This window comes from Stakelama pacifica, assembly GCF_004361835.1.
Classification (GTDB): domain Bacteria; phylum Pseudomonadota; class Alphaproteobacteria; order Sphingomonadales; family Sphingomonadaceae; genus Sphingomonas; species Sphingomonas pacifica.
Map to the genome: position 1 here is coordinate 361,163 of NZ_SNWD01000002.1, position 24,907 is coordinate 386,069.

Sequence of the window (24,907 nt, forward strand, 5' to 3'; positions counted from 1 at the left end):
CTTACGCCTCCGGCTCTTTCTCGTCGCGCCGCCATGCTTTGAGATCGCCGAGATGCGACTTCTCCTCCTTCACCCGCAGGCCGAGTTTTTCGATCAGCCAGGGCATGGTAAGCCCCTGAACGAAGATCGAGAAAGCGACGACCGCAAACGCCACGGTGATGATCGTGCTGCGTTCAGGGATCGAAGCGGGCAGCGCGAGTGCCAGCGCCAACGCCAATGCGCCGCGAAGCCCGCCCCAGAACAGCACATGCTTATATTTCCACGGCACCGCCAGCCGCGTCTTCGCGAACGCCGCCATCACCGGATAGACCGCCACCGCCCGGCCCAGTAGCGACAGGCCGGTGGCAAGCGCCGCTGCCTCCACCACCGCGAGGATGTGCATCTGCGTTTCGCGCACGCCGATTAACAGGAAGACCACCGAATTGGCGAGAAAAGCGACATATTCCCAGTGGTTGAGCACGGCGGGCCGCCCGCTGTCCGAAATCGACCCCAGAAAGCCGTAATTGCCGACGATCAGCCCGGCGGTCAGCGTTGCGAGTACGCCCGAACAATGGAAATGTTCGGCAAGGATGAACGAGCCATAAGCGATCAGCATCGTGATCGTCACCTCGACCAGCCGGTCGCTCGTCCGCCCGGCAATGAGGATCAGCGGCACCGCGACCGCCGCGCCCGACAGGATCGCGCCTGAGATATTGGTGACGAGATGCAGGCCGACCTCGCCTGCGCTGGCCCCCGCGCCGGTCGCGAACATCATCAGGATCGCAAAACCCACCGCCGCGACGCCGTCATTGAGCAGGCTTTCGGATTCGACCAGCAGATGCAGCCGCCGTTCGACATGCATCGTCTTGAACGCAGCGATCACCGCGACAGGATCGGTCGCCGCGATCAGCACCCCGAAAAAGGCAGCGCCCAGCCAGCTCCACCCGCTCAGCCAGTGCATCCCCACCGTCACCACTGCGGCGGCGAGCAGCACGCCGAACGTGACGAGCGCGATCAGCAGCGGCAATTCGCGGCGAAACGGCTTCCACGGGATCTGGATCGCCGCTTCGAACACCAAAGGCGGCAGCAGCACGAAGAAAATAAGGTCGGGGGTGAGGGTCAGCGGCACCGCGACGGGCAGCATCGCTATGGCTACCCCCGCCACCACCAGCCCGACGCTATAGGGCAGTTTCAGTCGGTGCGTCGCGATCGCGACGAGCGACGCCACGAACAGCAGGCCGCCCATCATCGTGAAGTCAAACTCTTGCAAAACCGCCCCCCTTTTTCGCACTTTGCCGCTACAATGCGGATATTCGTCGCATGTATCCAAAACTTCGCTTGCGGCCATGCCCTGTGTGACCGCATGATCGGACCGGGCAAAGGGCAAATCAACCGTGGCGAGTACGCATAGAAACATGAAATTTTTCCGGGCGTTAACAATGGCTGCGATCGGCCCCGTGGTGATGACGGGTTGCGGATCGCATGGTGTGATCCCCGCCGGCCCCGATGCCTATGTCGCACCGCCCGTCCGCACCGTCGCGGTTCCGGTGCCGCCCCCTGCCCCCAAACCCAAGGAAGCGCCCGCCGCGCTGACCGCGATTATCCAGTCGGCGGTGCGCAATTTCGACGGCAAAGCGGGTGTTGCGGTCGAGAGCGTGGATGACGGCTGGATCGTATCGGCGAACGGCGAAACGCTGATGCCGCAGCAAAGCGTCAGCAAGACCTGGGTCGCGATGACCGTGCTGGCGCAGCGCGATGAAGGGCGGCTGTCGCTCGACGATCCGCTGACGATCACCACCGCCGACCTGACGCTGTTTCACCAGCCGATCGCCGCGCTCGTGCAGAAAAATGGCGGTCGCTACACCAGCACGGTCGGCGAGATCATGAAACGCGCGCTCACCATGAGCGACAATACGTGCAACGACAAATTGCTGTGGCTGGTCGGCGGGCCGCCCGCAGTCCGCGCGTTTATCGAGAGCCGAAAGCTCGGCGCGATCCGGTTCGGCCCCGGCGAGCGGCTGCTGCAAAGCGGCACCGCCGGGCTTACCTGGCAGCAGCGCTATTCGCTGGGCCGCAATTTCTATCAGGCGCGCGCCGCGCTTCCCAATGAGGTGCGCGCCAAGGCGTTCAACGCCTATATCGCCGATCCGCCCGACGGTGCCGCGCCGGTCGCGATCGCCGACGCGCTCGCCCGGCTGAAGCGCGGGGAATTGCTGTCGGCGGGATCGACCAGCTGGCTGATCACCACGATGCAATCCTCGCATACCGGGCGCAACCGGCTGCGCGGGGAAGTGCCGGGCGACTGGCTGTTCGGGCACAAAACCGGTACCGGGCAGGATTTCGGCGGGCGCACGGCGGGCTATAACGATGTCGGCATCCTGACCGCGCCCGATGGCCGCAGCTATACGGTCGCGGTGATGATCGGCGACACCGCACGCACCATCCCGCAGCGCTGGGAACTGATGCACACGGTAGTGAAAGCGATCGTGAACAGCGACCGCAACAGCCGGTAGGGCGGCGCGTCAGGAAGAAGAAGAAGAAGAAGAAGAACGGTCCTTCGACAAGCTCAGGACCAACGGAGTCGTTGAGGGCCAGCGGGGTAGCTCTGGACCAGTGGGGGCTGAGGCAGGGCCTTTTCCAATTACCGTTTGCGCTGAGCTTGTCGAAGCGCCGTTCTTCTTCTCCCGCCGCCCGGCACTGTTGCGGTATCGGCACTAAGTTTCAGAAAAAGCGCGCATGCCTGCTGCGCCGCGCGAGCGGGGCGTAAAGCTATCGCGCCGGCGCGCTTCGGCTGCTAAGCGCAAGCCCATGGCCAATCATCTCTACCTGGTCGACGGATCGGGCTATATCTTTCGCGCCTATCACCGGCTGCCTCCGCTCACCAATGTCCATGGCGAGCCGGTGGGAGCGGTGTACGGCTATACCACCATGCTCTGGAAGCTGGCGGACGAGCTGCACAAGGCCGACGGCCCGACGCATATGGCGGTGATCCTCGATAAGTCGAGCAAGACCTTCCGCAACGAGATGTACGACCAGTATAAGGCGCACCGCCCGCCGCCGCCCGAAGATCTGGTCCCGCAATTTCCGATGATCCGCGACGCGACGCGCGCTTTCTCGCTGCCGTGCATCGAGGAGGAAGGCTGGGAGGCCGACGACCTGATCGCCAGCTATGCCAAGGCAGCGCTGGCGCAGGGGTGGCAGGTGACGATCGTCAGTTCCGACAAGGATCTGATGCAGCTGATCGAACCGGGCCTCGACCTGTATGACACGATGAACAATCGCCGGCTGGGCGAGGAACATGTCCGCGAGAAATTCGGCGTGACGCCGGATAAGCTGGGCGAGGTCCTCGCGCTGATGGGCGACAGCGTCGATAATGTGCCGGGCGTTCCGGGGATCGGGCCGAAGCGCGCGGCCGACCTGATCAACGAATATGGCGATGTTGAAGCGGTGATCGCGGCTGCACCGGACATGAAAAAGTCCAAGATGCGCGAAAACCTGATCGACAATGCCGAAATGGCGCGGCTGTCGCGCAAGCTGGTGACGCTGGCGTGCGACGTGCCGCTACCCGATCCGCTCGAAGACCTTGCGATGCAGGGAATTCCGGAAGCGCCGCTGCGCGCGTTTCTGGAACATCACGGGTTCCGTTCGCTGCTGGCGAAGCTGGGCGCGGTGGCCGACGCGCCCGCCGCACCGAGCGAAGCGCCGGTGCCGGACGAGCAGGAGGATCCGCCGTGCGATCACGATGCCTATGAAACCATCACCGATGCGGACGCGCTTGATCGCTGGATCGCGGCTGCGCAGGCGCAGGGCCATGTCGCGGTCGATACCGAGACGACGGGGCTGGACGCGACCCAGGCCGATCTGGTCGGGGTCAGCCTTGCGCTCGCCCCCAACCGCGCCTGCTATATCCCGCTCGGCCATGGCGGCAGCGACATGTTCGCCGAACGCCCGGTGCAGATGGACCGGGACGACGCGCTGCCCCGGCTGAAGGCGTTGCTCGAAGACCCGGCGGTGCTCAAGATCGGCCACAACCTCAAATATGACATGATCGTCTTGGGGCGGCACGATATCGCGGTGGCGCCGTTCGACGATACGATCGTGATGAGCTTCGACCTTGACGCCGGAAGCCATGGACACGGCATGGACGAGCTTGCTGCCACGCATCTTTCGCATAGCTGCATCGCGTATAAGGACGTGGTCGGCACGGGGAAGAAGCAAATCGGTTTCAACGAGGTCGATCTGAAAGCGGCAACCCGCTACGCCGCCGAGGATGCCGATGTGACGCTTCGCCTGTGGCAGCGGTTCAAGCCGCGCCTGCCCTATGAAAGCGCGACGCGCGTGTACGAGATGGTCGATCGGCCGCTCGTCCCCGTCATTGCGCAGATGGAAGCAATCGGCGTGAAGGTGGATGCCGAGCGGCTGAAACAGCTTTCGGGCGAATTTGCCGAACGGATGGCAGCGCTCGAAACCGAAATCCACGGCATTGCGGGAAGCCCCTTCACCATCGGCAGCCCCAAACAGCTGGGCGATGTCCTGTTCGAACAAATGGGGCTGAAAGGCGGTCGCAAGGGCAAATCGGGCGTCTATTCGACCGATGTCAACGAGATGGAGCGGCTTGCAGGGCAAGGGCATGCGATTGCGCGGCTGGTGCTCGACTGGCGGCAATTGTCGAAGCTGAAATCCACGTACACCGACGCGCTTCAGGCGCAGATCAATCCGCGCACGGGGCGCGTGCATACCAGCTATTCGCTGACCGGCGCGCAGACCGGGCGGCTGTCCTCGACCGATCCCAACCTTCAGAATATCCCGATCCGTACCGAAGTCGGGCGTCAGATTCGCGAGGCGTTCGTGGCGGAGCCGGGCAATGTCATCCTCGCCGCCGATTACAGCCAGATCGAGCTGCGGCTCGCTGCGCATATCGCCGATGTGCCCGCGCTGCGTGATGCCTTTGCGCGCGGCGACGACATCCATTCGATGACCGCGACCGAATTGTTCGGGGAGGTCAACCGGGAGACGCGGGCGCGCGCGAAGACGATCAACTTCGCAATCCTCTACGGCATTTCGCGCTGGGGGCTGGCCGGGCGGCTGGATGTGACGGCGGATGAGGCGCAGGCAATGATCGACCGCTATTTCGAACGCTTTCCGGGGATCAACCGCTATATCGCCGAAACGCTGACCACGGCGAAGGAGCGCGGCTATACGGAAACGCTGTTCGGGCGGAAAACGCATTTCCCCCGGCTCAAATCGAAGAATCAGAATGAGCGTGCAGGTAGCGAACGCGCCGCGATCAACGCGCCGATTCAGGGGACGAGCGCCGACATTATCAAGCGCGCAATGGTGCGCATGGGACCGGCACTTGCCGACGCGGGCCTGCCGGATGTGAAGATGCTGATGCAGGTCCATGACGAACTGGTGTTCGAATTGCCAAAGGGCGATGTCGATGCCGCCAAAGCCGTGATCGAGCGGGTGATGGCGAATGCGGCTGAACCCGCAATCACGCTTACCGTGCCGCTGGGGGTCGAAATCGGCACCGGAGAAAGCTGGGGCGCAGCACATTGACTGAGGCACTAGGGGGGCAGCAAGACATCGCCGCGCTGGCAAAGGGCGGGCGAACGAATACGGTGGGTTTCGTCATGCGGCTGGTCGCGCGGCTGCCGTTCCTGTTCATTGCCGGGCGCATCTATGGCCCGGACATGGTGGGGCGGTTCGCGCTTGCCGTGGTGGTGGTGGAGCTTGCCGCGCTGCTTGCAACGCTGGGGCTGAAACGCGGACTGGCACAGGCGCTTGCCAATACCGATCGACCACATGCTCATGTCGTATGGGACGGGATGGTGGTGGCGTTCGTAGCGTCTTTATGTGCCAGCGTCGTGCTGATCGCCTTCCCGCAGGTCATGTATCCGGACAGCGATATTGCCGGGCTGGACCGGTTTCTGCCGTGCATCATCTTTGCGATCGCATGGTCCGATGTCAGCCTTGCCGCGCTTGCCTATCGGCTGAACGTCAAGGCGGCAGTGACCGCGCGCGCGGTGGTGGAGCCATGGACGATCAGCATCTGTGCATGGCTGTTTTCCTTCTACTCGCTGCGCGACGGACTGGTGATGAGCTATGTCGCGTCGATGGCGGCCGCGATGATCGCGTCGCTGATCCCGTTCATCCGCACCTATGGCCTGCCGCGCGGATGGTCGCCGCGCATCGCGCCGCTTTTCTCCATGGCGACGCAGAATATCCCGCTCGCCGGGGCGGATGCGATCGAATGGTCGACGCGTAATGTCGACCGCTTCATCCTCGGCCTGCTCTTCGCGCCCAAGGTGGTCGGGATCTATTATATGGCACAGCAGGTCGCCTCTATCCCGCAAAAGCTGAAGACCAGTTTTGAGCCGGTCATGGGACCGGTCATCACCAAAAGCCTTGCCGAAAATAATCTGGTCGCGGTCGCCAATCAGGTGCGGCAGGTCGGCTTCTGGACGATCGCGGCGCAGCTTGGCATCGCACTGATGCTTACCATTCCGGGTGAAGCGGTGATGGGGATTGTCGGCCCGCAATTCGTGGCGGGGACGGCGGCGCTCGGCTTCCTGCTCGCCGCCGAAGTTGTCGCATCGACCGGGACGGTGTGCGAATCCGCGCTGGTCTACGTCGCGCGGGTGCGCAACCTTGCCATTTCGATGACGATGATGGGGGTGCAGATCGGGCTGAGCTTCGCGCTGGTCTGGATCGCGCGGGGGATGGGCCTGCCGATCATGTATCAGGCGGCGGGTCCGGCAATCGCGCTGATGGTGTCGATCGGCATCACCTCAATGCTGAAGGCGCGGTTCCTGCACCATATGCTGGGCCATGTCGTATCGGGATTTCGCTGGCCGCTCGTCTGGGCAGGCATGGCCGCGCTGTGCGCGGGCGGCGTTTTCACACTGCTGCCCAAGGAATATGAATGGGTCGAGCTGGTGATCGGGATTCCGGTGATCTTCGCGGTCTATGCATTCATCATCTGGCGCTGGGCCTTTGGCCCCGAAGACCGGACGCTGTTCCGCAAACTGCCGGGCGCGAGCGAGCCGTCGCTGATCGTGTCGGAGGAACCGGCGCGATAGAGGTGCGCCGGTAAAGACTTCGCTCGACGTTTGCGGAGCAGGAGGGGGCGAAGCCGCCCCCCCACCCGATTAATGGCGGAAGTGGCGCATTCCGGTGAAGACCATCGCCAGACCCGCTTCATCGGCGGCGGCGATGACTTCATCATCGCGGATCGACCCGCCGGGCTGAATCACCGCGGTCGCGCCTGCTTCCACTGCGGTCAGCAGACCGTCGGCGAAGGGGAAGAATGCGTCCGATGCGACCGCCGACCCGATCGTGCGCGATTTGTCCCATCCGGCCTTTCCCGCCGCATCCTTTGCCTTCCACGCGGCGATGCGTGCGGATTCGACGCGGCTCATCTGGCCCGCACCGATCCCGGCGGTGCTGCCGTCCTTCGCATAGACGATCGCGTTCGACTTGACGTGCTTGGCCACCGTCCAGGCGAAGCGGCAATCGGCAAGTTCCTGCGCGGTGGGCTGGCGCTTCGTCACGACCTTCAAATCGCCGTCGATCAGCGCCGCGTCACGAGACTGGACGAGCAGCCCGCCCGCAATCGAGCGCAGCGACAGGCCGGGGCGTGCCGGATCGGCGAGTTCGCCGGTGAGCAGCAGGCGCAGATTCTTCTTCTTCGCAAAGATTTCGCGCACCTCATCATCGGCGTACGGGGTCGCGACGACTTCGGTGAAGATTTCGGTGATCGCGGCCGCCGTCTCAGCGTCGAGCGGTCGGTTGGTCGCGACGATGCCGCCGAACGCCGACACGCTGTCGCAGGCAAGCGCCGCGCGATAGGCCTCGATCAGCGTCGGCGCGGTCGCGACGCCGCACGGATTGGCGTGCTTGACGATAACCACGGTCGGATCGGCATCGCGAAATTCGCTGACCAGTTCGAGCGCCGCATCGGCGTCATTGTAATTATTGTAGCTAAGCGCCTTGCCCTGAAGCTGCTGCCCCTGCGCAATACCGCGCGCACCCGCCGCGCGCGGCAGATACAGCGCCGCCGACTGGTGCGGATTTTCGCCGTAGCGAAGCTCGTCCCCCAGCGTGAAGGCGACGGGCAGCGTCTTCGGGAAGGTCTCGCCCTGATCCGAAAAGGCGAACCATTGCGCGATCGCCGAATCATAGGCGGCGGTGGCGGCATAGGCCTTTGCCGCGAAGCGCTTGCGCGTCTCCAGCGTCGAAGCGCCGTCATTACCGTCCATCTCCGCAATCAGCGCGCCATAATCGGTCGGGTCAGTGACGATCGCGACCGAAGCATGGTTCTTCGCCGCCGAACGCACCATCGACGGTCCGCCAATATCGATATTCTCGATGACTTCGTCACGTTCGGCACCCTTCGCGACCGTCGCTTCAAAGGGGTAGAGATTGACGACGACTAGATCGATCGCGCCGATGCCGTGTTCGTCCATCGACGCGACATGATCATCATTGTCGCGCACCGCGAGCAGGCCGCCATGCACCACCGGGTGGAGCGTCTTGACCCGCCCGTCCATCATTTCGGGAAAGCCGGTCAGGTCGGAGATGTCGCGCACCTCCAGCCCCGCATCGCGCAGCGCCTTTGCGGTGCCGCCGGTCGAAACCAGTTCGACCCCGTGGCGGGCAAGCGCCTGCCCCAATTCGATGATCCCGCTCTTGTCCGAGACGGAGAGAAGCGCGCGGCGGATTTTGATGGTGCTCATGCCCGCGCTCTTTTTCGCAAAGCGGGCAAGGTTGCAAGAGGCTGTTTGGTGCGCCGCCGATCAGCGGCTGCGACGCAGCAGCCAGGTGACGGTCGCGCCCGACGCCCCCGCTTCGCCCGACAGGACGATCTGGCCGGTGAGGCGCGGCCCGCCCTTCGCATCAACCCACAGGCTTTCCTCGATCCCCAGCACAGCACCCTTGCATCGCAGCTGCCATGCGCTGCCGTCGGTCAGGCGGAGCAGCGCGGCAAGCCCGTCGGCGGTCGGCGAAGCATCGACATGGACCCCAAGATGGAATCGGATTGCGAACGGAGTTGCGGGCTTTTGCCGTTTGCCCGCCGGGATCAGCGAATCCTCACCGCGAATATCGCTGCCGTCCCGGCTCATGATGATCTGACGCCGGTGGAGAAAGCCGAAGCGGCGGGCATAGCCGTCATGGCTTGCCTCGATCCGCTGCATCTCCGCGCTGTCATGGCGGTTGACGCTGACCTCGGTTACGCCCTTGCCCAGCGCGCCGTCGGGATGGATCGCGGTCGAATTGCTGTCGGCAAGGATCAGCGTCGAATGCGCCGCGCTGGTGCGCAGCCCCTCGGTCAGGTCACGCGGCAGCGCCACCTCGGCCGTGCGCGCGCCGCCGCAATTGACAATCAGCCGGTGCGGCCCATCGGAGAGTTCGAAAGCCAGTGTCGAGGCGCAGCCGCCCTCCACCATGCGAGCGACAGGCGGCGGCGCGGCGTCGAGGACCAGCACGCTATTGCCCCCCTCGATCCGCTGATAGCCCCAGTCGCGGGCATTGCGCAGCGGGCGAATCCGCGCCCCGGTCGCATCGATCATCTGCGCGATCGTGTCGCCGGCGATCGGCCCCGCGCCCTGCCAGCTCGACGTGCCGCCATCGCCCATGCACAGGGCGGTGAGCGCGGCGAGCATCGCCTCGATCCGCACGGTCAGAAATTCGGGCGGCTCGATCCGCCGCGCGGCATAGGCACCGCGCACCAGCGTCAGTAGCGTGATCGCCTCTGCCTGCCTCGTGGGCGATCGCGCGGCGGTGCCGCCGTCGTCGCTCACCCAGGCGCCGATCGCGCGGCGAAGCCCCGCCTCTCCGACGGCAAGCCGCGAATCGCCACCGGGCAACAGCAGCCCGGCGACCATCACCCCGCTCCACGCAGCCATGCGCTGCATCCCCATCGGCGCTTTGCCTGCGGTACGTTCGAGATGGCGAGCGCCGCGGGCGAGCGCGTTCAGCACCTGCGATCGATAGACGAGATCGGTCGAGGACAGGATCAGCGGCGCGTGCGCGGTCCAGAACAGAATCCGTCGCCCCCATTGATCGGGACGCCATGCGGGATCGGTAACGACCTTTTCATGCACGGCCAGCCATTCGCGCATCAGCGCTTCGGCGATCGGCGCGGCCTCTGCGCGCGTCGCGACCGAGGACAGGTCGCGCAGCCATTGGAAACTGTGGAGATATTCGCCGAATTCGGCCGAAAATTTCGGTTTGGCAAGCGACAGGTCGGCGATTGGATGCGTTTCGCCGCGCCATACCAGCGCACCGCCCAGCAACGCCCTCCCCCGCGTAATGTCGCCGAGAAACGGATCGTCGGCCACCGCGACGAGCTTCAGCGGATGCCGCCCTTTCAGCCGCAGCGAATGGACCGGGCTGCGCCATGCGAGCCGATGCAGGCTCGCGCTCATCCGCTCGGCGAGCGACAGGCCCCGGTCGCCATCGGTGCGGACCAGCCGCTCCTCGGGCACCCCGCCGGGCCTGATGTCCGCCGGGCGGTCTTTGCTCACCTGTCGCCCCGAAGCGCTGCGATATTGGCGGCATAGGCGTCCGGCCCGCCGGTAAAGGTCGCCGTGCCCGCGACCAGCGCATCGGCACCCGCTTCAATCGCGCGCGGAGCGGTTTCGCGGTCGATCCCGCCGTCGACCTCCAGATCGATATCGCGGCCCGATGCATCGATCCGCATCCGCAGATCCGCGATCTTGTCGAGTTGCCCTTCGATGAACTTCTGCCCGCCGAAACCGGGATTGACGCTCATCACGAGGATCAGGTCGATCATGTCCATGACATGGTAAATCGCCGAAGCGGGCGTTGCGGGGTTCAGCACCACCCCCGCGCGCTTGCCCAGCGCCTTGATCGTCTGAATCGTGCGATGGAGATGCGGCCCGCTTTCGGGATGGACCGAGATGCAGTCCGCACCCGCATTGGCAAACGCTTCGATAAACGGATCGGCGGGGGTGATCATCAGATGCACGTCGAACGGCTTTGCGCTGTGCTTTCGCAATGCCTTTACCACGGCGGGGCCGATGGTGATGTTCGGCACGAAATGCCCGTCCATCACATCGACATGGATCCAGTCGGCGCCCGCGGCGTCGATGGCGCGCACTTCTTCCCCCAGCCGCGCGAAATCGGCGGACAGGATGGACGGTGCGATACGTACGGGTTTCTGCATGACGTCCCATGTAGCATGGCGCGAATCACCCGCAAGCCGAACGATCGATCAGCGGGTGCGCATCATCCGGCAGATGAAGAAGCCGTCCATGCCGCCCTCGCCCTCCAGCATTCCCGGCAGGGTACGCAGCCAGCCCTTTTTATCGGCGAAAACACCCTCGGGAAGTTCGTCGGCGAGCACCGGGTCGATTGCGAAATCGTCGCGCGCGGCGGTGAAGCGCTCGATCTGCGCCTCGCCCTCAGCAGGTTCAAGCGAACAGGTGGCGTAGACGAGCAATCCGCCGGGCCGTACCCAGTCGGCAGCGCGGGCGAGCAGGCGTTCCTGCAACTCGGCCATTTCATCGATCAGGCGCGGATGGACGCGGTGGAGCACATCGGGATGGCGGCGAAAAATCCCGGTCGCGCTGCACGGCGCGTCGAGCAGTACAAGGTCGAAGCTTTCGTCCGGTTCCCATTCGAGCGCGTCGGCGGTGACGGCCTTTGCGGACAGCCCCGTGCGTTCGAGATTGTCGGCAAGGCGTCCAAGCCGCGATTCCGAAATGTCGAGCGCGGTCACATCCCATCCGGCAGCGGCGAGTTGCAGCGTCTTGCCCCCCGGCGCGGCGCACAGATCGAGCGCGCGGCCGCTACCGCCGCCCGCAATCCGGGCGGGAAGCGAAGCGGCGATATCCTGAACCCACCAGCGCCCTTCGGCGAAGCCGGGCCGGTCGGTCACGCCCGGACCATCGCCCAGCCGGACATGGCCGGGCATCAGGCTGGTGCCGTTCAGATCGGTGGCAAGCGCGTCGGTTTCGCTCGTGTCGCGCAGGGTCACATCGGTCGGTGGCTGCTGCGCGATAGCGCGGGCGGCATGGGTGAGCATGTCCTGCCCCCACGCCTTTTTCCAGCGCGCGGCGACCTTTGGCGGCAGCGTGGTTTTTTCCGGCAGCGCAGCCTCTCCGCGCATCAGCGTGCCGAACACGCCATGGACCAGCTTGCGCGGGCCGCCATCGACCAGCGGCAATACGGTCGAGATCGCGGCATGCGGGGGCGTATCCATCGCGAGCACCTGTGCCAGCGCCATGCGGAGCACGCTGCGCGCCTTGGCATCATCGGCAAGACGGCGCTGCGTCGCCGAATCGATCAGCGCGTCGAGATCGGGAAGCCGCCGCAGCACCTGCGCGACGATGGCATGGGCAAGCGCGCGGTCTTCGCGCCGGTCGAGACCGGCGGCGGCATTGTCGAGCGCAGCCTCCAGCGCCAGCCCGCGCCGCAGCACGGCGTCGAGTAGTTTCAGCGCAGCCCGCCGCGCCGGAACGCCGGGCGGTTCGGGGGCAAGCCGGGGACGCGCCATCAGTCGCGCTTCAACGGGTCGAGCGCGCTGCGGCGGGTTTTGGGCGAGGCGGCGCGAGTGACGGGAACGCTCGCGTCGCGGGCGACGCTGCGCATCGGGGCAGCGCCCGCAACCTCGGGCATGGCGCCCGCGATGCGGCGAAGTTCGGCAATCCGGTTGCCGGTATCGGGATGGGTCGAAAACATGCTGTCGCCCTTACCCCGGGAAATGCCGGGAATGATATAGAGTTGCGACGTTGCCGGAATCCGCTCGGCCACCGGGTTGCGCACCCGTGCCGCCCCGCGATGCAGCTTTTCGAGCGCGGAGGCGAGCGCGAGCGGCTTTCCCGAAATCTCGGCGCTGGCCCGGTCGGCACCATATTCGCGGGTCCGGCTGATCGCGAGCTGCACGATCATCGCAGCGAACGGCGCGACGAATACGGCGAGCAGCCCCGCCCAGCCCGGACCGCGCCCGTCACCGCCGCGAAAGAACAGCCCGAAATTGGCGAGCATCGAAATCGCGCCCGCAATCGTCGCCACCATCGTCATGATCAGCGTGTCGCGGTTGCGAACATGGCCAAGCTCATGCGCCATCACTGCCGCGATCTCGTCACGGTCGAGAATGTTCAGCAGGCCGCTGGTTGCGGCAACCGCTGCATGGTTCGGGTCGCGCCCGGTGGCGAAGGCATTGGGCTGCGGCTGATCGACGATATAGACGCGCGGCATGGGCAGCTTCGCGCGCTCGGCCAGTTCGCGGACGATACCGTAAAATTCGGGCGCGCTTGCTGCATCCACCTCGCGCGCATGGTGCATAGAAAGAACGATCTTGTCGGCATTCCAATAGGTGAAGATGTTCATCCCCACCGCGACCATCAGCGCGATAAGCATGCCCGTCCGACCGCCCAGCGTCAGGCCGAGCATCATGAACAAAGCGGTCAGCGCCGCCAGCAACATTCCGGTCTTTAGCGTGTTCACTTGAACCACATCCTTTCGCCCCCAATGTGGGTGCAAAGCGCCTTTGGATCAATTGGAAGGAAGTCGCGATGGGACAGCGCCCCCCGCATGTGAAGCCCCCGGCCCATCTGTCGAAAAGCCCGCCGGTGCCCGAACCCGATCCAATGCCGCGCGAACGAAGTGCCGAGGACGACCCGCTCGACCGCGATCCCACCCGCTATGGCGACTGGGAATTGAAGGGCATTGCGGTCGATTTTTGATCGCGCGTGAATGAAGAATCGCGCGCGTGAAGAAGAACGGTGCTTCGACAGGCTCAGCACCGACGGTCCTTGAGGCTGATGTAATCGCCTGAATACCGTTGACCCTGAGCTTGTCGAAGGGCCGTCCTTCTTGTCGCCTAAACCCCTTCAGGCCTGAGCGGGCGCTGCAACAAGGCATCCATCACCGCATCGAGCGGGGCGCCGCCGAGCAGATCGCACACCGCCTGCGCAATCGGCATCTCCACGCCGGCGTCCCGCGCCGCTTCGCGCAGCACCGGCGCAGTTGCGGCACCTTCCGCGACCGTCTTGCGGTCAGAGAGCAGCGCCTCTGCCGCAATACCCTGCCCCAGCCCCACCCCGAGCGAGAAATTGCGCGAGCTGGTCGAGGAGCAGGTGAGGACCAGATCGCCCAGTCCGGCCAGCCCCGCCAGCGTTTCCTGCCGCGCACCACGCGCCATGCCGAACCGGGTCATCTCCGCAAAACCGCGCGCGATCAGCGAGGCGCGCGCGTTAAGGCTAAGTCCCGCCCCCTCGACCACGCCGCAGGCGATGGCGAGCACATTCTTCACCGCGCCGCCAATCTCCGCGCCCACCACATCGTTCGAGGCATAGGGGCGAAAGGTCGCGCTGGCGATCCGGTCGGAAAGGCGCCGGGCAAGCGCTTCGTCGGCACAGGCAAGTGTTACCGCCGTCGGCAGGCCCGCCGCCACTTCATGCGCGAAGGTCGGCCCCGACAGCACGGCAAGCGGGCTATCTGGATGCGCATCGGCCGCCACCTCGCTCACCAGCCGCTTGCTGCCCGCCTCGATCCCCTTGGCGCACAGAATCAGCGGGCGGCCCGCCACCTTCGTCTCGCCAAGCACCGCGCCGATATGCTGCGTCGGAACGACGACAAGCAGCGCGTCGAGATCGTCGAGATCGCTCAGCCGGTCGGTCGCGCGGATGGTCGGGGACAGCGCGACGCCGGGCAGGAAAATGCTGTTCTCATGGCGCGCATTGATCGCATCGACCACCTCACTTTCGCGCGCCCACAGCGTGACGGGCGAATCTCCCCGTGCCGCGACCTGCGCCAATGCGGTGCCCCATGCGCCCGCGCCGATGACTCCCAGTTTCATGCCTTTACTCCTGCCCCGCGCACCTTTTCTGCTTCGGGATCGAGCGGCCAGCGTGCGCGCGCCGGCGTGTCGAGCGGATCGGTCAGCCCGGCGGCAAAGCGCTCTGCCCCGGCCCAGCCGATCATCGCCGCATTATCGGTGCACAGCCATAGCGGTGGCGCGACAAAGCGAAGCCCTGCATTCGCCGCCAGCGTTTCCAGCATCGCCCGCACCGCGCCATTTGCTGCGACCCCGCCCGCCACAACCAAAGCGGTCGCGCCGTGCGCTGACCGCAGCGCGCGGATCGTGCGGTCCTCCAGACAATCGACCACCGCTTTCTGAAACCCCGCCGCAATGTCTTCCGCGCGGTACACCCCGGCATCGCGGGCGCGCAGCACCGCGCTTTTCAGCCCGGCGAACGAGAAATGCGGTTCGGGCGAACCGAGCAGCGGACGCGGCAGCGGCACGGCAAGCGGATCGCCCTGCTTCGCCGCTTCCTCGACTCGCGGCCCGCCGGGATAGCCGAGGCCGAGCAGCTTCGCGGTTTTGTCGAACGCTTCGCCGGCGGCATCGTCGATCGTGGTGGCGAGGCGGCGATAGCGGCCCACCCCTTCGACCAGCAGCAACTGGCAATGGCCGCCCGAAACCAGCAGCAGCAGATAGGGAAATTGAAGATCGGGATCGGCGAGCCGGGGGCTGAGCGCATGCCCCTCCAGATGGTTGACCGCGACCAGCGGCTTTCCGCTCGCCAGCGCCAGCGCCTTGCCCGTAACCAGCCCGACCATCACCCCGCCGATCAGCCCCGGCCCCGCCGTTGCGGCGATGGCGTCGACATCGGACAGGGCAACGCCCGCCTCTTCCAGCGCGGCCTCGACCAGCGGGCCGAGAATCTCGACATGCGCGCGCGCCGCGATTTCGGGCACCACCCCGCCATAGGGCGCGTGCGCTGCCTCCTGCCCGGCGAGTTTGTGCGATAAGATACGCCGGTCGCCGGTGACGAGCGCCGCTGCCGTTTCATCGCAGCTCGATTCAAGGCCAAGGATGACTGTCATGGGCTTTCCTCTACTGTGGCACATCGTTAGCACAAGGCGTCATGCCTCAGCTTCGTCTCGGAACCCGCGGCTCGCCGCTCGCCCTTACCCAGGCCCATATGGTGCGCGATGCGCTTTGCGCACGCCATCGAATGTCGCCTGACGATATAGAGATCGTGGTGGTGCGCACCACCGGCGACAAGGTGCAGGACCGCGCGCTCGCCGAAATCGGCGGCAAGGCGCTTTGGACCAAGGAGCTGGATCGCGCATTGCTGAACGAAGAAATCGACTTTGCGGTGCATTCGATGAAGGATGTCGAAACGATCCGCCCGGTCGACATCGCGATCGCCGCGATGCTGGAGCGCGCCGATGTGCGCGACCGGATCATCGGGGCGGAGTCGGTCGAGACGCTGCCGCAGAACGCGCGGTTCGGGACCAGCTCGCCACGCCGCGCGGCGCAGCTTCGCTATCTGCGCCCCGATCTGTCGATCCTGCTGTTCCGCGGCAATGTCGATACAAGGCTCGCCAAGCTGGCGGCGGGAGAGGCCGATGCTACCATGCTGGCGGCGGCGGGGCTGGAACGGCTGAAGCGGCCGGATATCGGAAGACCGGTACCGATCGATACGATGCTGCCCGCTCCCGCTCAGGGCGCAGTCGGGATCGAATGCCGGGCGGAGGATGCGGCGATGCGCGACCTGCTCGCCGCGATCGACCATGCGCCGACCAGCCGCTGCGTGCGGGCCGAGCGCGCGCTGCTAGCCGCGCTGGGCGCCGATTGCCATTCGCCGGTCGCGGCGCTTGCCACCGAAAGCGGCAGCAGCGTGCAGATGCGTGCGATGCTCTATGCGACCGACGGCAGCGAGCGGGTGGCCGGCGACGCCAGCGCGGGAATCGGCGATACCGGCTTTGCGGGCGCGCTTGCCCGCGACCTCCTGAACCGTGCGCCGCCCGCGATCCGGAGCCTGTTCGCCGGATGAGCCGGGCGATCGCCATTCTTCGCCCCGAACCGGGCAATAGCGTGACCGCGCGCCGGGTCGAGCGAGCGGGCGGCACGGCGATCCGCCTGCCGCTGTTCGTCGTGCGCCCGCTCCCCTGGCCCGCGCCGAAGCGTGAACATGACGCGCTGATCCTGACCAGTGCCAATGCGATGCGCCATGGCGGCGCGCAGCTGGCGGCGCTTACCCATCTTCCGGTGTATGCGGTGGGCACGGCGACCGCGACCTCGGCACAGGCGATGGGGTTCACGATCGCGCATGTCGGGACCGAGGGGGCCGATGCGCTGCTCGAACAGGCGCGGCGCGATGGTATCCGCCGCGCGCTGCACCTGACCGGGCGCGACCATCGCTTAAGCGCGATACCGCCGATCGTCGAACTGCGCGAAGTCTATGCGAGCGAGCCTTGCGAGATGGACGAAGGGCGCGCGGGTGCGCTGATCGATTGCGTTGCGATGGTCCATTCGCCGAGGGCAGGAGCGGCGCTCGCTGCGCTTGCCGATACGCACGGCCTCGATCGCGCGCGCATCGCGCTGGCCGCGATCAGCGAAGCGGCGGCGGAAGCGGCGGGCACGGGCTGGCGCGCGATCGCAGTACCGCCCGGGATCGGCGATGCCGCGCTGGTCGACACCGCGATCGCGCTCGCCGATTGACCGGGCGATGCGGGGCGAGGATAAGGACGGCATGGATAACGGCCAAGCGCATGACGGCGTCAACATTCCGCGCAAAAGCTCCGCAAGAATGCTTCTTCTCGTCGGGCTCATCGCGTTTCTGGCGGGGATCGCCGCAATGGGGCTCGGCTATGCCCTGTGGGGCAACCGGTTCGATTTCGGCGGGCGCAAGGAAACGGCAGCCCCCGCCGCGATACGCAGCGCGACATCTCCCGACCCCCAGCGGCTGAATGCGCTTGCCGAGCGGGAGGCGATGCTCAGCACGCGGATCGACCAGCTGGAGGAGCGGCTGTCGGGAATCGACAGCGACAGCCGCACCGCATCGGGCTTTGCCACGCGTGCCGAAGGGCTGATGGTCGCCTTTGCCGCGCGGCGGGCGCTCGATCGCGGGCTGCCGCTCGGCTATATCGAGGGGCAGCTTCGCGAACGCTTCGGCGCGGTGCGGCCCAAGGCGGTGACGATCGTCGTGCGTGCGGCGCGCAGCCCGGTGACGCTGGAGGATCTTCGCCTTGCGCTCGATGCGATGGCGCCGCAGCTGATGAACGGCAATGAGGATGCCGGATGGTGGGCGGCGACCCGGCGCGAACTGTCGAACCTGATCGTGGTGCGCCACGAACGCACGCCCAGCCCGCGCGCGACCGACCGGCTGGCGCGTGCCCGGCGGATGCTCGATGCGGGCAATGTCGACGGCGCGCTGGCCGAAGTATCGCACATGCCGGGGGCCGACGATGCCGCGAGCTGGATGACGGCCGCAAAACGCTATATCGAGGCGCGGCGCGCGCTCGATGCGATCGAAACCACCGCGCTGGAAGGCGGGGCGCAGCCGCTCCCCCAGCCCGAACCGGCGGCACCCGATGCGCAGCAGGGCGCGCAGGACGATGCGCCCGCGATAACGAACCAGAATTAAGGCCGGAATTAAGGAACGGATGATGACAGGTATGGGCCGGTTCGACTGGCAGGACCCTTTCGCACTCGATGCACAACTGACCGACGAAGAGCGGATGGTGCGCGACACCGCGCATAATTACGCCCGCGAAAAGCTGCTGCCGCGCGTCGGCTCCGCATTCGAGCGCGAGGAATTCGATCGCGACATCATGTCGGAAATGGGCGCGCTCGGCCTGCTGGGCGCGACGGTGCCGGTCGAATATGGCGGGGCGGGCCTTGGCTATGTCAGCTATGGGCTGGTCGCGCGTGAGGTGGAGGCAGTCGACAGCGGCTATCGCAGCGCGATGAGCGTGCAGTCGAGCCTCGTGATGCACCCGATCAACGCCTATGGCACCGAGGCGCAGAAGCAGAAATATCTGCCCAAACTGGCGACCGGCGAATGGGTCGGCTGTTTCGGCCTGACCGAACCCGATGCCGGGTCCGATCCGGGCGGCATGAAGACGCGGGCGAAAAAGATCGATGGCGGCTATTCGCTGTCGGGGTCGAAAATGTGGATCACCAATTCGCCGATCGCGGATGTCTTCGTCGTCTGGGCCAAGTCCGACGCGCATGACGGCAAGATCAAAGGCTTCGTCCTCGAAAAAGGGATGAAGGGCCTGTCCGCGCCGAAGATCGAGGGCAAGCTGAGCTTGCGCGCATCAGTCACCGGCGAAATCGTGATGGACGAGGTCAAGGTTGGCGAGGATGCGCTCCTCCCCAATGTCGAGGGGCTGAAAGGGCCGTTCGGCTGTCTCAACCGCGCTCGCTATGGCATCGCATGGGGATCGATGGGCGCGGCGGAATTCTGCATGCACGCCGCGCGGCAATATACGCTCGACCGGCACCAGTTCGGCGTACCGCTTGCCTCCAAACAGCTCGTTCAGATCAAGCTCGCCGATATGGAAACGGAGATTGCGCTGGGGCTTCAGGGCTGTCTGCGCGCAGGCCGGATGTTCGATGAGGGCAGCCTTGCACCCGAAACCATCTCGATCCTGAAACGCAACAATTGCGGCAAGGCGCTCGCCATCGCCCGCGTCGCGCGCGACATGCATGGCGGCAACGGGATTTCGGGCGAATTTCATGTGATCCGCCACGCGATCAATCTGGAAACGGTCAACACTTATGAAGGGACGCATGACGTCCATGGCCTGATCCTCGGCCGCGCGATCACCGGCATTCCCGCCTTTTAACGATGAGCGTCGCCTTTCGCCGCGATAGCGATGAGGAGCATCGCGAGCCGGAATTCGAATTGCCGATCCCGGTCGGGCCAAATCTCGTCACCGAACGCGGGCTGGCGCTGATCGGGGAGAAGATGGCTGCGCTGAAAGCAGCGGTTGCTGCCGAAAGCGATGAGGCGTCGACAAAGAAGCTGAGGCGCGAGCTGCGCTACTGGTCGACACAGGCCGCAACCGCGCAGATCGCCCCGCCGCCCGCGCCCGGAGAGGCGGGGCTTGGTTCGCTGGTCACGGTGCGTCGTGAGGGGCGCGAACACCAATTCCGGATCGTCGGGCATGATGAAGCGGACCCGGCGGCAAAGCTGCTCGCCTTTACCGCGCCCCTCGCCCGCGCGGTGATGGGCGCGATGGCAGGCGATCTGGTCGATTTCGGCGGCAAGGCGGAGTCGCTCGAAGTGGTGGCGGTCGCGTGAAGCCGCTCGCCGGGATTCGCGTGGTCGAGCTTGCCCGCATCCTTGCCGGGCCATGGTGCGGGCAGCTGCTTGCCGATCTGGGGGCGGAGGTCATCAAGGTCGAGCGGCCCGGTGCGGGCGACGATACGCGCCATTGGGGGCCGCCCTTTCTGCACGATGCGGAGGGCGGGAATCTCGACGCTGCCTATTATCATTCGACCAATCGTGGGAAACAATCGCGCGCGATCGACATCACCACAGCGGAAGGACAGGCGGAAATCCGGGCGCTGGTCGCCGATGCCGATGTCGTCATCGAAAATTACAAGGTCGGGGGCCTGAAGAAATACGGCCTCGACCATGACAGCCTGACCGCGATCAATCCGCGCCTGATCACCTGTTCGATCACCGGTTTCGGCCAGACCGGCCCCTATGCCCATCGCGCGGGCTATGACTTCATCATTCAGGGGATGGGCGGGATCATGAGCCTGACCGGGGAGCCGGACGGGCCACCGCAAAAGGCAGGAATCGCCTATGCCGATATCTTTACCGGCGTCTATTCGGCGGTCGCGATCCTTGCGGCGCTGCGTCGGCGCGATGTCGAGGGGGTGGGCGCGCATATCGACATGGCGCTGCTCGATACGCAGGTCGCGGTGCTCGCCAATCAGGCGCTGAACTGGATGGCGAGCGGCAATGTGCCGTATCGGATGGGCAACGGCCACGCCAATCTCGCCCCGTATCAGGCGTTCGAGACGAGCGACGGTGCCCTCATCATCGCAGTCGGCAATGACTCCCAGTTCGGCAAATTATGCACGATTCTGAATCTGCCGCTTGCCCATGATCCGCGGTTTGCCACCAACCCGGCGCGGGTTTCGAACCGCGGCGAACTGATTCCCATTCTTGCGAAAGCGATCGAATCCTGGCGCAAGGCAGACCTTGCCGCCGCGCTGGAAAAAAGCGGGGTTCCGGCGGGACCGATCAACAATGTCGCCGAAGTGTTCGCCGACCCGCAGGTAGTCGCGCGCGGAATGCGCGTCGCGCCCGGCGGCCTTCCCGGCGTGGCCAGCCCGATCACCATCGACGGAAACCGCATGGTCGCCGATACGCCCAGCCCGCCGCGTGCCGCCAACGATGCGTAATACCAAGCTGCACGGATGCCCCCCAGCCGTCATGCCAGCGTAAGCTGGCATCTGCTGCTGGTACACTGCTCCGTGCTCCCCAAGCCCCCGGAGACCCCAGCTTTCGCTGGGGTGACGACTGGTGGCGAGGATCGCACTACGCGGACATATCCACATCAACGCAGCTTGGGCCGCTAAAGCCGTTCGAGCAGCGCCTGCGCCGCCGCCGGTGCCTTTTCCTTGAACCCGTTGATCATGAAAACGAAGGTGTCGCGCGGCCGAACGCCGTGATCGCCCGTACCGAAAGTCGGGAGGCCCTGCGGCTGATGCCCCTCCGCCCAGCTTTTTGCGCGCGCAGCCCAGTCGTCTAGCGCGGACGGGGCATAGCCCGCCGCGAACCGCGCTTGCGCATTTTCCAGCCGGGCATAGACGAAATCGCCCGTCACATCGGCGATCGCCGGATAGTCGGCGGAATCGGCATAGACGATCGCGACGCCCGCATCGCGGCACATCGCGACGAAATCCGGGGTGTGGAAGCTGTCGTTGCGCACCTGCACCGCATGGCGCAGCGCCAGCCCGTCATGGCGATCGGGGAGCAGTTTCAGGAATGCGCCGAAATCGGCAGCATCGAACTGTTTCGTCGCCATGAACTGCCAGAGGATCGGGCCGAGCTTGTCGCCGAGCTCGGTGAGGCCCTGTCCCAGAAACGTCTGGATCGATTCGCCTGCTTCGGCGAGCACCTTGCGATTGGTGACATAGCGTGATGCCTTCACCGCGAAGACGAAATCGTCCGGAACCGTCTTTGCCCATGCAGCGAAGCTCGCCGGTTTTTGCAAGCGGTGATAGGTCGCGTTGATCTCAATCGCAGTGACCGCGCGGCTGGCATATTCCAGCTCGCGCTTCTGGACCAGATCGGCGGGGTAAAAATTACCGCCGCGCCAGGGCGGATATGTCCAGCCGCCGATCCCGACGCGGATGATTCGCTTGCTCATCGGGCGAGTGTAGCCGGTTCGCGCTACAATTGGCATGGCGCGATGAAATCACGCTGCGCTACGCGGCAAGACGCGAATCTGCACATTGGTGCTTCCCAAGCGGGGCAAAGCGCGCTATCGGGCCGGTCCCACGCATCGGGGCGGTTAGCTCAGTTGGTAGAGCATCTCGTTTACACCGAGAGGGTCGGCGGTTCGAGCCCGTCACCGCCCACCATGCGTTCGGTGCCCCTCCCCGCAGCATCCCGGCCCCTATAGCGATCGGACCAGCCGAACCGTCATCGCGATCCATGCCGGGTCGGTCACGACGATCTGCCGCTGCCCGGCACCAGTGGGTAGCAATTGCAGCCGATCCGCCTCCAGCCCGATCAGTCGGCCAAAGGCAAAGCGGCCGACCGCGCGCGGCACGAGAACGTCCCGGTTAAGCGCGGTTGCAAAGTCCTGCGGCAACAGGCGGCGGCACCATAGCTCATCACCCGCGCGATAATCGCCGCTCGATCCGGTAACGGTCACCGCGACCATTTCGGGTTCGACGCGCGGCGCGACCACCATGGCGGGGCGGCGGGGCGCATGGGCCTCGCCATTGTCGAGCACCGCCGCGACCGCCAGTTCGGCCTGATCGGGCAGCCTTACCAGATCGGCCGCCTCGACCCCCAGCGCATCGGCGATCCGGTTGAGCCATTTCACCGAAACGGTTCGCGTTCCCGTTTCCAGCCGCCCGACGGTCTGCGCGGTGGTGGGAGGCACGCAGCGTTTGGCGACATCTTCCAGCGTCAGACCCTTTGCCTTTCGCACATCGCGGATTGCGGTTATCATTTTCGCCCCTTTTGAACCAGATCGGTTTTTCACTGTCCTACACATAGCGCTTTATGGCAAGCCCTGATTCGAATCGGGTGAGCCAGGAGGATATTCGCCATGCGGCAACTGGAAGAACGCGAATTTCGCGACGGCCGAATCGCCGGACCGCCGAGCGGACGGGGACGCAGCGTTACAGTGAATTTGAACGAATCGCCGCTCGGCTGGCTGAAGGCGCGCGGGATGATCAGCGATGCGCAATATGAAGCGGGCGAGCGAGTGCGCGCCGATTATGAGACAGCCTCGCTTGGGCCCTGCGTCACTATGCGCTGGGACAGCGGGCCGCGTGCGCCCGCACGCGGCGCGGCGCCCGACCATGTCGACCCCTCGCATGTCCGGATCGCCGCGAAGGACCGCTTCGACGGGGCGATTGCGGCAGCCGGGCCGGGCCTGTCGGATATTGTCTGGCGGGTGATCTGCGCCAATGAAACGCTGCCGAACGCCGAAAAGGCCTTGGGATGGCCGGTGCGTGCGGGGAAGCTGGTGCTGACGCTGGCGCTGGACCGGATCGCCGATTTTTACGGCATTCGCTGACGATGGCGCAGCGCCACGAGCGATCAGATCCGACGGATCGTTTGCAGAAAGTCGCGCGCCTGACGCGAAAGTCGGCCGGCACCGTCGTTCAGCTGCGCGGCGATCGCCTGAATATCGGCGGCGGCGTCCGAAGCCTCGCGCGTAGCTGCGGCCAGCGCCTCGACATCGTTCTGCGTCGCATCGGCCGAATCCACTGCCTCGCCGACATTTTGGGCAATCCGCCGCGTGACATGTTCTTCCGCCACCACCGACCGTTCGATTTTCTCGCTATATCGGCTGATCCGTTCGAACGCTGCTTCGACATCAGCATTGGCGGAGGATACCGCCGCAACCGATCCGCGAATCGAATCGACATGGGTGACGATGGTCGAGGCCGCCCGGCTCGTCTGATTCGACAATTGCTTGATCTCGTTGGCGACGACGCGAAAGCCCAGCCCCGCATCGCCCGCCCGTGCCGCTTCGATCGTGGCGTTGAGCGACAGCAGGTTCACCTGACGTGCGATATCGCCGATCATCGCAATCACGGTGTCGATCGACTGGGCCGATCGGGTGAGATCTTCGGCGCGTTCGGTCACGCGGGCGACAAGCGCCGTCGCGGCCTCGGCCGCCTCGCGCGCTTCACGCGTGTTGGTTGCGATATCCGAAAGCGCGCGGGCAAGATGCTGACCATCGGCCTCGATCTCGGCGAGATTGGCGCGGCTCTGCGCCCCGGCGGCTGCGACCGACGATGCGCTTTCGCCCAGCAGCCCGGCACGCTGCGCCGTTGCGCTCGCATTGTCGTGCATTTGCGCCGACAACCGGACAAGCTCTTCCGCGAGTATCTCCACGTGTCGCTCAAAGCCGCAACTCGCCGTTTCGACGCGCTGGCCACGCTCGGCACGGGCGCGCACCCGTGTCAGTTCCTGTTCGGCGGTGAGATACAACAGGCGCCGGTTCGCGACGACCGCCCAAAATTCGCCGTTCAGCGTCAGGATCATGCCGTCGCTTCCCCGCGCGCGGCGATAGAGATCGATCAGGCCGGAAAGCGGAAGCGTCGCCTCCGCCGCCGGGCAGGGTTTGACGAGGCTGCCCGGTGCCGAACCGTAAGCGGGGTTACGCATCAGTGCATGACCGAACGGGCTGAGCAGCATACGGCGAACGTCCGAGTCGTAAATGGCCCCGACCGGGCGCCGCTGGCTGTCGAGCACCGGCAGGATGCGCAAATCGCTCTCAACCCGGAAATGTTCGGCGGCCTCGATCAGGGGCGTGTCTTCCATCACGAACGGATGGGAGCATTCCGCGCGGGTGATCCAGTCGGGCGGCGCCGAAGGCTCCGCGGTCGTGGCCGGATCGGCGCGGGGTTCCAGCAGGGTCAGCAGCGCTTGCATGGGCGGTGTCCTGT

At 65.5% G+C, this 24,907-nt stretch carries 22 protein-coding genes and 1 tRNA gene; 12 read left to right on the forward strand and 11 right to left on the reverse strand.

Annotated elements, in window-relative coordinates; genetic code table 11:
* Position 1 precedes the first annotated feature (1 nt).
* Positions 2-1,249 (reverse strand): cation:proton antiporter, encoded by a 1,248-nt coding sequence (locus EV664_RS04840; RefSeq protein WP_229668091.1) that lies wholly within the window; start codon positions 1,247-1,249, stop codon positions 2-4.
* Positions 1,250-1,394: 145 nt separating this feature from the next.
* Between EV664_RS04840 and EV664_RS04845 the strand changes: the two genes are divergently transcribed.
* The 3 genes from EV664_RS04845 to EV664_RS04855 all read left to right on the forward strand — a co-directional run bounded on the left by EV664_RS04845 (position 1,395) and on the right by EV664_RS04855 (position 7,061).
* Entirely contained in the window at positions 1,395-2,492 is a 1,098-nt protein-coding gene (locus tag EV664_RS04845; protein ID WP_244923122.1) for a serine hydrolase, read from the forward strand.
* A 295-nt stretch (positions 2,493-2,787) separates the two neighbouring features.
* On the forward strand, positions 2,788-5,538 hold the full coding sequence (gene polA / locus EV664_RS04850) for a DNA polymerase I (protein WP_133494543.1): 2,751 nt from the start codon (positions 2,788-2,790) through the stop codon (positions 5,536-5,538).
* Complete coding sequence (locus EV664_RS04855; protein ID WP_229668090.1) at positions 5,535-7,061, forward strand: lipopolysaccharide biosynthesis protein; 1,527 nt, start codon at positions 5,535-5,537, stop codon at positions 7,059-7,061. The genes polA and EV664_RS04855 overlap by 4 nt, the downstream gene beginning before the upstream one ends.
* 69 nt (positions 7,062-7,130) lie before the next feature.
* On the opposite strand, the gene purH is transcribed toward EV664_RS04855, so the two are convergent.
* The 5 genes from purH to htpX all read right to left on the reverse strand — a co-directional run bounded on the left by purH (position 7,131) and on the right by htpX (position 13,455).
* Positions 7,131-8,717 carry a bifunctional phosphoribosylaminoimidazolecarboxamide formyltransferase/IMP cyclohydrolase gene (gene purH, locus EV664_RS04860; protein WP_133494544.1) on the reverse strand — a complete coding sequence of 529 codons (1,587 nt, stop codon included), beginning with the start codon at positions 8,715-8,717 and terminating at the stop codon, positions 7,131-7,133.
* A gap of 60 nt (positions 8,718-8,777) precedes the next feature.
* Complete coding sequence (locus EV664_RS04865) at positions 8,778-10,409, reverse strand: heparinase II/III family protein (protein WP_133494757.1); 1,632 nt, start codon at positions 10,407-10,409, stop codon at positions 8,778-8,780.
* A gap of 95 nt (positions 10,410-10,504) precedes the next feature.
* On the reverse strand, positions 10,505-11,170 hold the full coding sequence (rpe, locus tag EV664_RS04870; RefSeq protein ID WP_133494545.1) for a ribulose-phosphate 3-epimerase: 666 nt from the start codon (positions 11,168-11,170) through the stop codon (positions 10,505-10,507).
* Positions 11,171-11,218: 48 nt separating this feature from the next.
* The gene (locus EV664_RS04875; protein WP_133494546.1) at positions 11,219-12,502 is read right to left on the reverse strand and encodes an RsmB/NOP family class I SAM-dependent RNA methyltransferase; all 1,284 of its coding nucleotides are present in this window, start codon (positions 12,500-12,502) and stop codon (positions 11,219-11,221) included.
* Entirely contained in the window at positions 12,502-13,455 is a 954-nt protein-coding gene (gene htpX / locus EV664_RS04880) for a zinc metalloprotease HtpX (protein ID WP_133494547.1), read from the reverse strand. The genes EV664_RS04875 and htpX overlap by 1 nt, the downstream gene beginning before the upstream one ends.
* A 68-nt stretch (positions 13,456-13,523) precedes the next feature.
* On the opposite strand from htpX, the gene EV664_RS04885 reads away from it, so the two are divergent.
* Entirely contained in the window at positions 13,524-13,694 is a 171-nt protein-coding gene (locus EV664_RS04885) for a DUF1674 domain-containing protein (RefSeq protein WP_133494548.1), read from the forward strand.
* Between the two features lie 137 nt (positions 13,695-13,831).
* On the opposite strand, the gene EV664_RS04890 is transcribed toward EV664_RS04885, so the two are convergent.
* Both EV664_RS04890 and tsaD read right to left on the reverse strand, forming a co-directional pair.
* Positions 13,832-14,809, reverse strand: a complete 978-nt coding sequence (locus tag EV664_RS04890) for an NAD(P)H-dependent glycerol-3-phosphate dehydrogenase (RefSeq protein WP_133494549.1) — start codon at positions 14,807-14,809, stop codon at positions 13,832-13,834.
* A complete protein-coding gene (gene tsaD / locus EV664_RS04895; RefSeq protein WP_133494550.1) occupies positions 14,806-15,840 on the reverse strand; it encodes a tRNA (adenosine(37)-N6)-threonylcarbamoyltransferase complex transferase subunit TsaD in 1,035 nt (344 codons plus the stop codon). The genes EV664_RS04890 and tsaD overlap by 4 nt, the downstream gene beginning before the upstream one ends.
* Positions 15,841-15,881: 41 nt before the next feature.
* Between tsaD and hemC the strand changes: the two genes are divergently transcribed.
* Genes hemC through EV664_RS04925 form a run of 6 tightly spaced genes read left to right on the forward strand, consistent with a single transcriptional unit; the run spans position 15,882 to position 21,169 of the window.
* Positions 15,882-16,796, forward strand: a complete 915-nt coding sequence (gene hemC, locus EV664_RS04900) for a hydroxymethylbilane synthase (RefSeq protein WP_133494551.1) — start codon at positions 15,882-15,884, stop codon at positions 16,794-16,796.
* Complete coding sequence (locus tag EV664_RS04905) at positions 16,793-17,464, forward strand: uroporphyrinogen-III synthase (protein ID WP_133494552.1); 672 nt, start codon at positions 16,793-16,795, stop codon at positions 17,462-17,464. Before hemC ends, EV664_RS04905 begins: the two co-directional genes overlap by 4 nt.
* Positions 17,465-17,495: 31 nt before the next feature.
* Complete coding sequence (locus EV664_RS04910; RefSeq protein ID WP_229668089.1) at positions 17,496-18,389, forward strand: hypothetical protein; 894 nt, start codon at positions 17,496-17,498, stop codon at positions 18,387-18,389.
* Positions 18,390-18,411: 22 nt separating this feature from the next.
* Positions 18,412-19,596: an acyl-CoA dehydrogenase gene (locus EV664_RS04915; RefSeq protein WP_133494759.1), complete on the forward strand. Its 1,185-nt coding sequence runs from the start codon at positions 18,412-18,414 to the stop codon at positions 19,594-19,596.
* Between the two features lie 2 nt (positions 19,597-19,598).
* Positions 19,599-20,054: a GreA/GreB family elongation factor gene (locus EV664_RS04920; RefSeq protein WP_133494553.1), complete on the forward strand. Its 456-nt coding sequence runs from the start codon at positions 19,599-19,601 to the stop codon at positions 20,052-20,054.
* The gene (locus tag EV664_RS04925) at positions 20,051-21,169 is read left to right on the forward strand and encodes a CaiB/BaiF CoA transferase family protein (RefSeq protein ID WP_133494554.1); all 1,119 of its coding nucleotides are present in this window, start codon (positions 20,051-20,053) and stop codon (positions 21,167-21,169) included. The genes EV664_RS04920 and EV664_RS04925 overlap by 4 nt, the downstream gene beginning before the upstream one ends.
* A 173-nt stretch (positions 21,170-21,342) precedes the next feature.
* Here EV664_RS04925 and EV664_RS04930 read toward each other — a convergent pair whose 3' ends face one another.
* A complete protein-coding gene (locus EV664_RS04930; protein WP_133494555.1) occupies positions 21,343-22,140 on the reverse strand; it encodes a DUF72 domain-containing protein in 798 nt (265 codons plus the stop codon).
* A gap of 138 nt (positions 22,141-22,278) precedes the next feature.
* On the opposite strand from EV664_RS04930, the gene EV664_RS04935 reads away from it, so the two are divergent.
* A tRNA-Val gene (locus EV664_RS04935) sits at positions 22,279-22,354 on the forward strand.
* A gap of 35 nt (positions 22,355-22,389) precedes the next feature.
* On the opposite strand, the gene EV664_RS04940 is transcribed toward EV664_RS04935, so the two are convergent.
* Positions 22,390-22,953 (reverse strand): helix-turn-helix domain-containing protein, encoded by a 564-nt coding sequence (locus EV664_RS04940; RefSeq protein WP_133494556.1) that lies wholly within the window; start codon positions 22,951-22,953, stop codon positions 22,390-22,392.
* Between the two features lie 99 nt (positions 22,954-23,052).
* On the opposite strand from EV664_RS04940, the gene EV664_RS04945 reads away from it, so the two are divergent.
* Positions 23,053-23,526 carry a DUF6456 domain-containing protein gene (locus EV664_RS04945; RefSeq protein WP_162848770.1) on the forward strand — a complete coding sequence of 158 codons (474 nt, stop codon included), beginning with the start codon at positions 23,053-23,055 and terminating at the stop codon, positions 23,524-23,526.
* Between the two features lie 23 nt (positions 23,527-23,549).
* Here EV664_RS04945 and EV664_RS04950 read toward each other — a convergent pair whose 3' ends face one another.
* Positions 23,550-24,893: a methyl-accepting chemotaxis protein gene (locus EV664_RS04950; RefSeq protein ID WP_133494557.1), complete on the reverse strand. Its 1,344-nt coding sequence runs from the start codon at positions 24,891-24,893 to the stop codon at positions 23,550-23,552.
* Between the last annotated feature and the right edge of the window lie 14 nt (positions 24,894-24,907).

Coding starts and splice junctions, on each gene's coding strand:
- EV664_RS04845 (WP_244923122.1), top strand. CDS start 1,395: ATGAAATTTTTCCGGGCGTTAACAATGGCTGCGATCGGCCCCGTGGTG.
- polA (WP_133494543.1), top strand. CDS start 2,788: ATGGCCAATCATCTCTACCTGGTCGACGGATCGGGCTATATCTTTCGC.
- purH (WP_133494544.1), bottom strand. CDS start 8,717: ATGAGCACCATCAAAATCCGCCGCGCGCTTCTCTCCGTCTCGGACAAG.
- EV664_RS04865 (WP_133494757.1), bottom strand. CDS start 10,409: ATGAGCGCGAGCCTGCATCGGCTCGCATGGCGCAGCCCGGTCCATTCG.
- rpe (WP_133494545.1), bottom strand. CDS start 11,170: ATGCAGAAACCCGTACGTATCGCACCGTCCATCCTGTCCGCCGATTTC.
- EV664_RS04875 (WP_133494546.1), bottom strand. CDS start 12,502: ATGGCGCGTCCCCGGCTTGCCCCCGAACCGCCCGGCGTTCCGGCGCGG.
- EV664_RS04885 (WP_133494548.1), top strand. CDS start 13,524: ATGGGACAGCGCCCCCCGCATGTGAAGCCCCCGGCCCATCTGTCGAAA.
- EV664_RS04890 (WP_133494549.1), bottom strand. CDS start 14,809: ATGAAACTGGGAGTCATCGGCGCGGGCGCATGGGGCACCGCATTGGCG.
- tsaD (WP_133494550.1), bottom strand. CDS start 15,840: ATGACAGTCATCCTTGGCCTTGAATCGAGCTGCGATGAAACGGCAGCG.
- hemC (WP_133494551.1), top strand. CDS start 15,882: ATGCCTCAGCTTCGTCTCGGAACCCGCGGCTCGCCGCTCGCCCTTACC.
- EV664_RS04905 (WP_133494552.1), top strand. CDS start 16,793: ATGAGCCGGGCGATCGCCATTCTTCGCCCCGAACCGGGCAATAGCGTG.
- EV664_RS04910 (WP_229668089.1), top strand. CDS start 17,496: ATGGATAACGGCCAAGCGCATGACGGCGTCAACATTCCGCGCAAAAGC.
- EV664_RS04915 (WP_133494759.1), top strand. CDS start 18,412: ATGACAGGTATGGGCCGGTTCGACTGGCAGGACCCTTTCGCACTCGAT.
- EV664_RS04920 (WP_133494553.1), top strand. CDS start 19,599: ATGAGCGTCGCCTTTCGCCGCGATAGCGATGAGGAGCATCGCGAGCCG.
- EV664_RS04930 (WP_133494555.1), bottom strand. CDS start 22,140: ATGAGCAAGCGAATCATCCGCGTCGGGATCGGCGGCTGGACATATCCG.
- EV664_RS04940 (WP_133494556.1), bottom strand. CDS start 22,953: ATGATAACCGCAATCCGCGATGTGCGAAAGGCAAAGGGTCTGACGCTG.
- EV664_RS04945 (WP_162848770.1), top strand. CDS start 23,053: ATGCGGCAACTGGAAGAACGCGAATTTCGCGACGGCCGAATCGCCGGA.
- EV664_RS04950 (WP_133494557.1), bottom strand. CDS start 24,893: ATGCAAGCGCTGCTGACCCTGCTGGAACCCCGCGCCGATCCGGCCACG.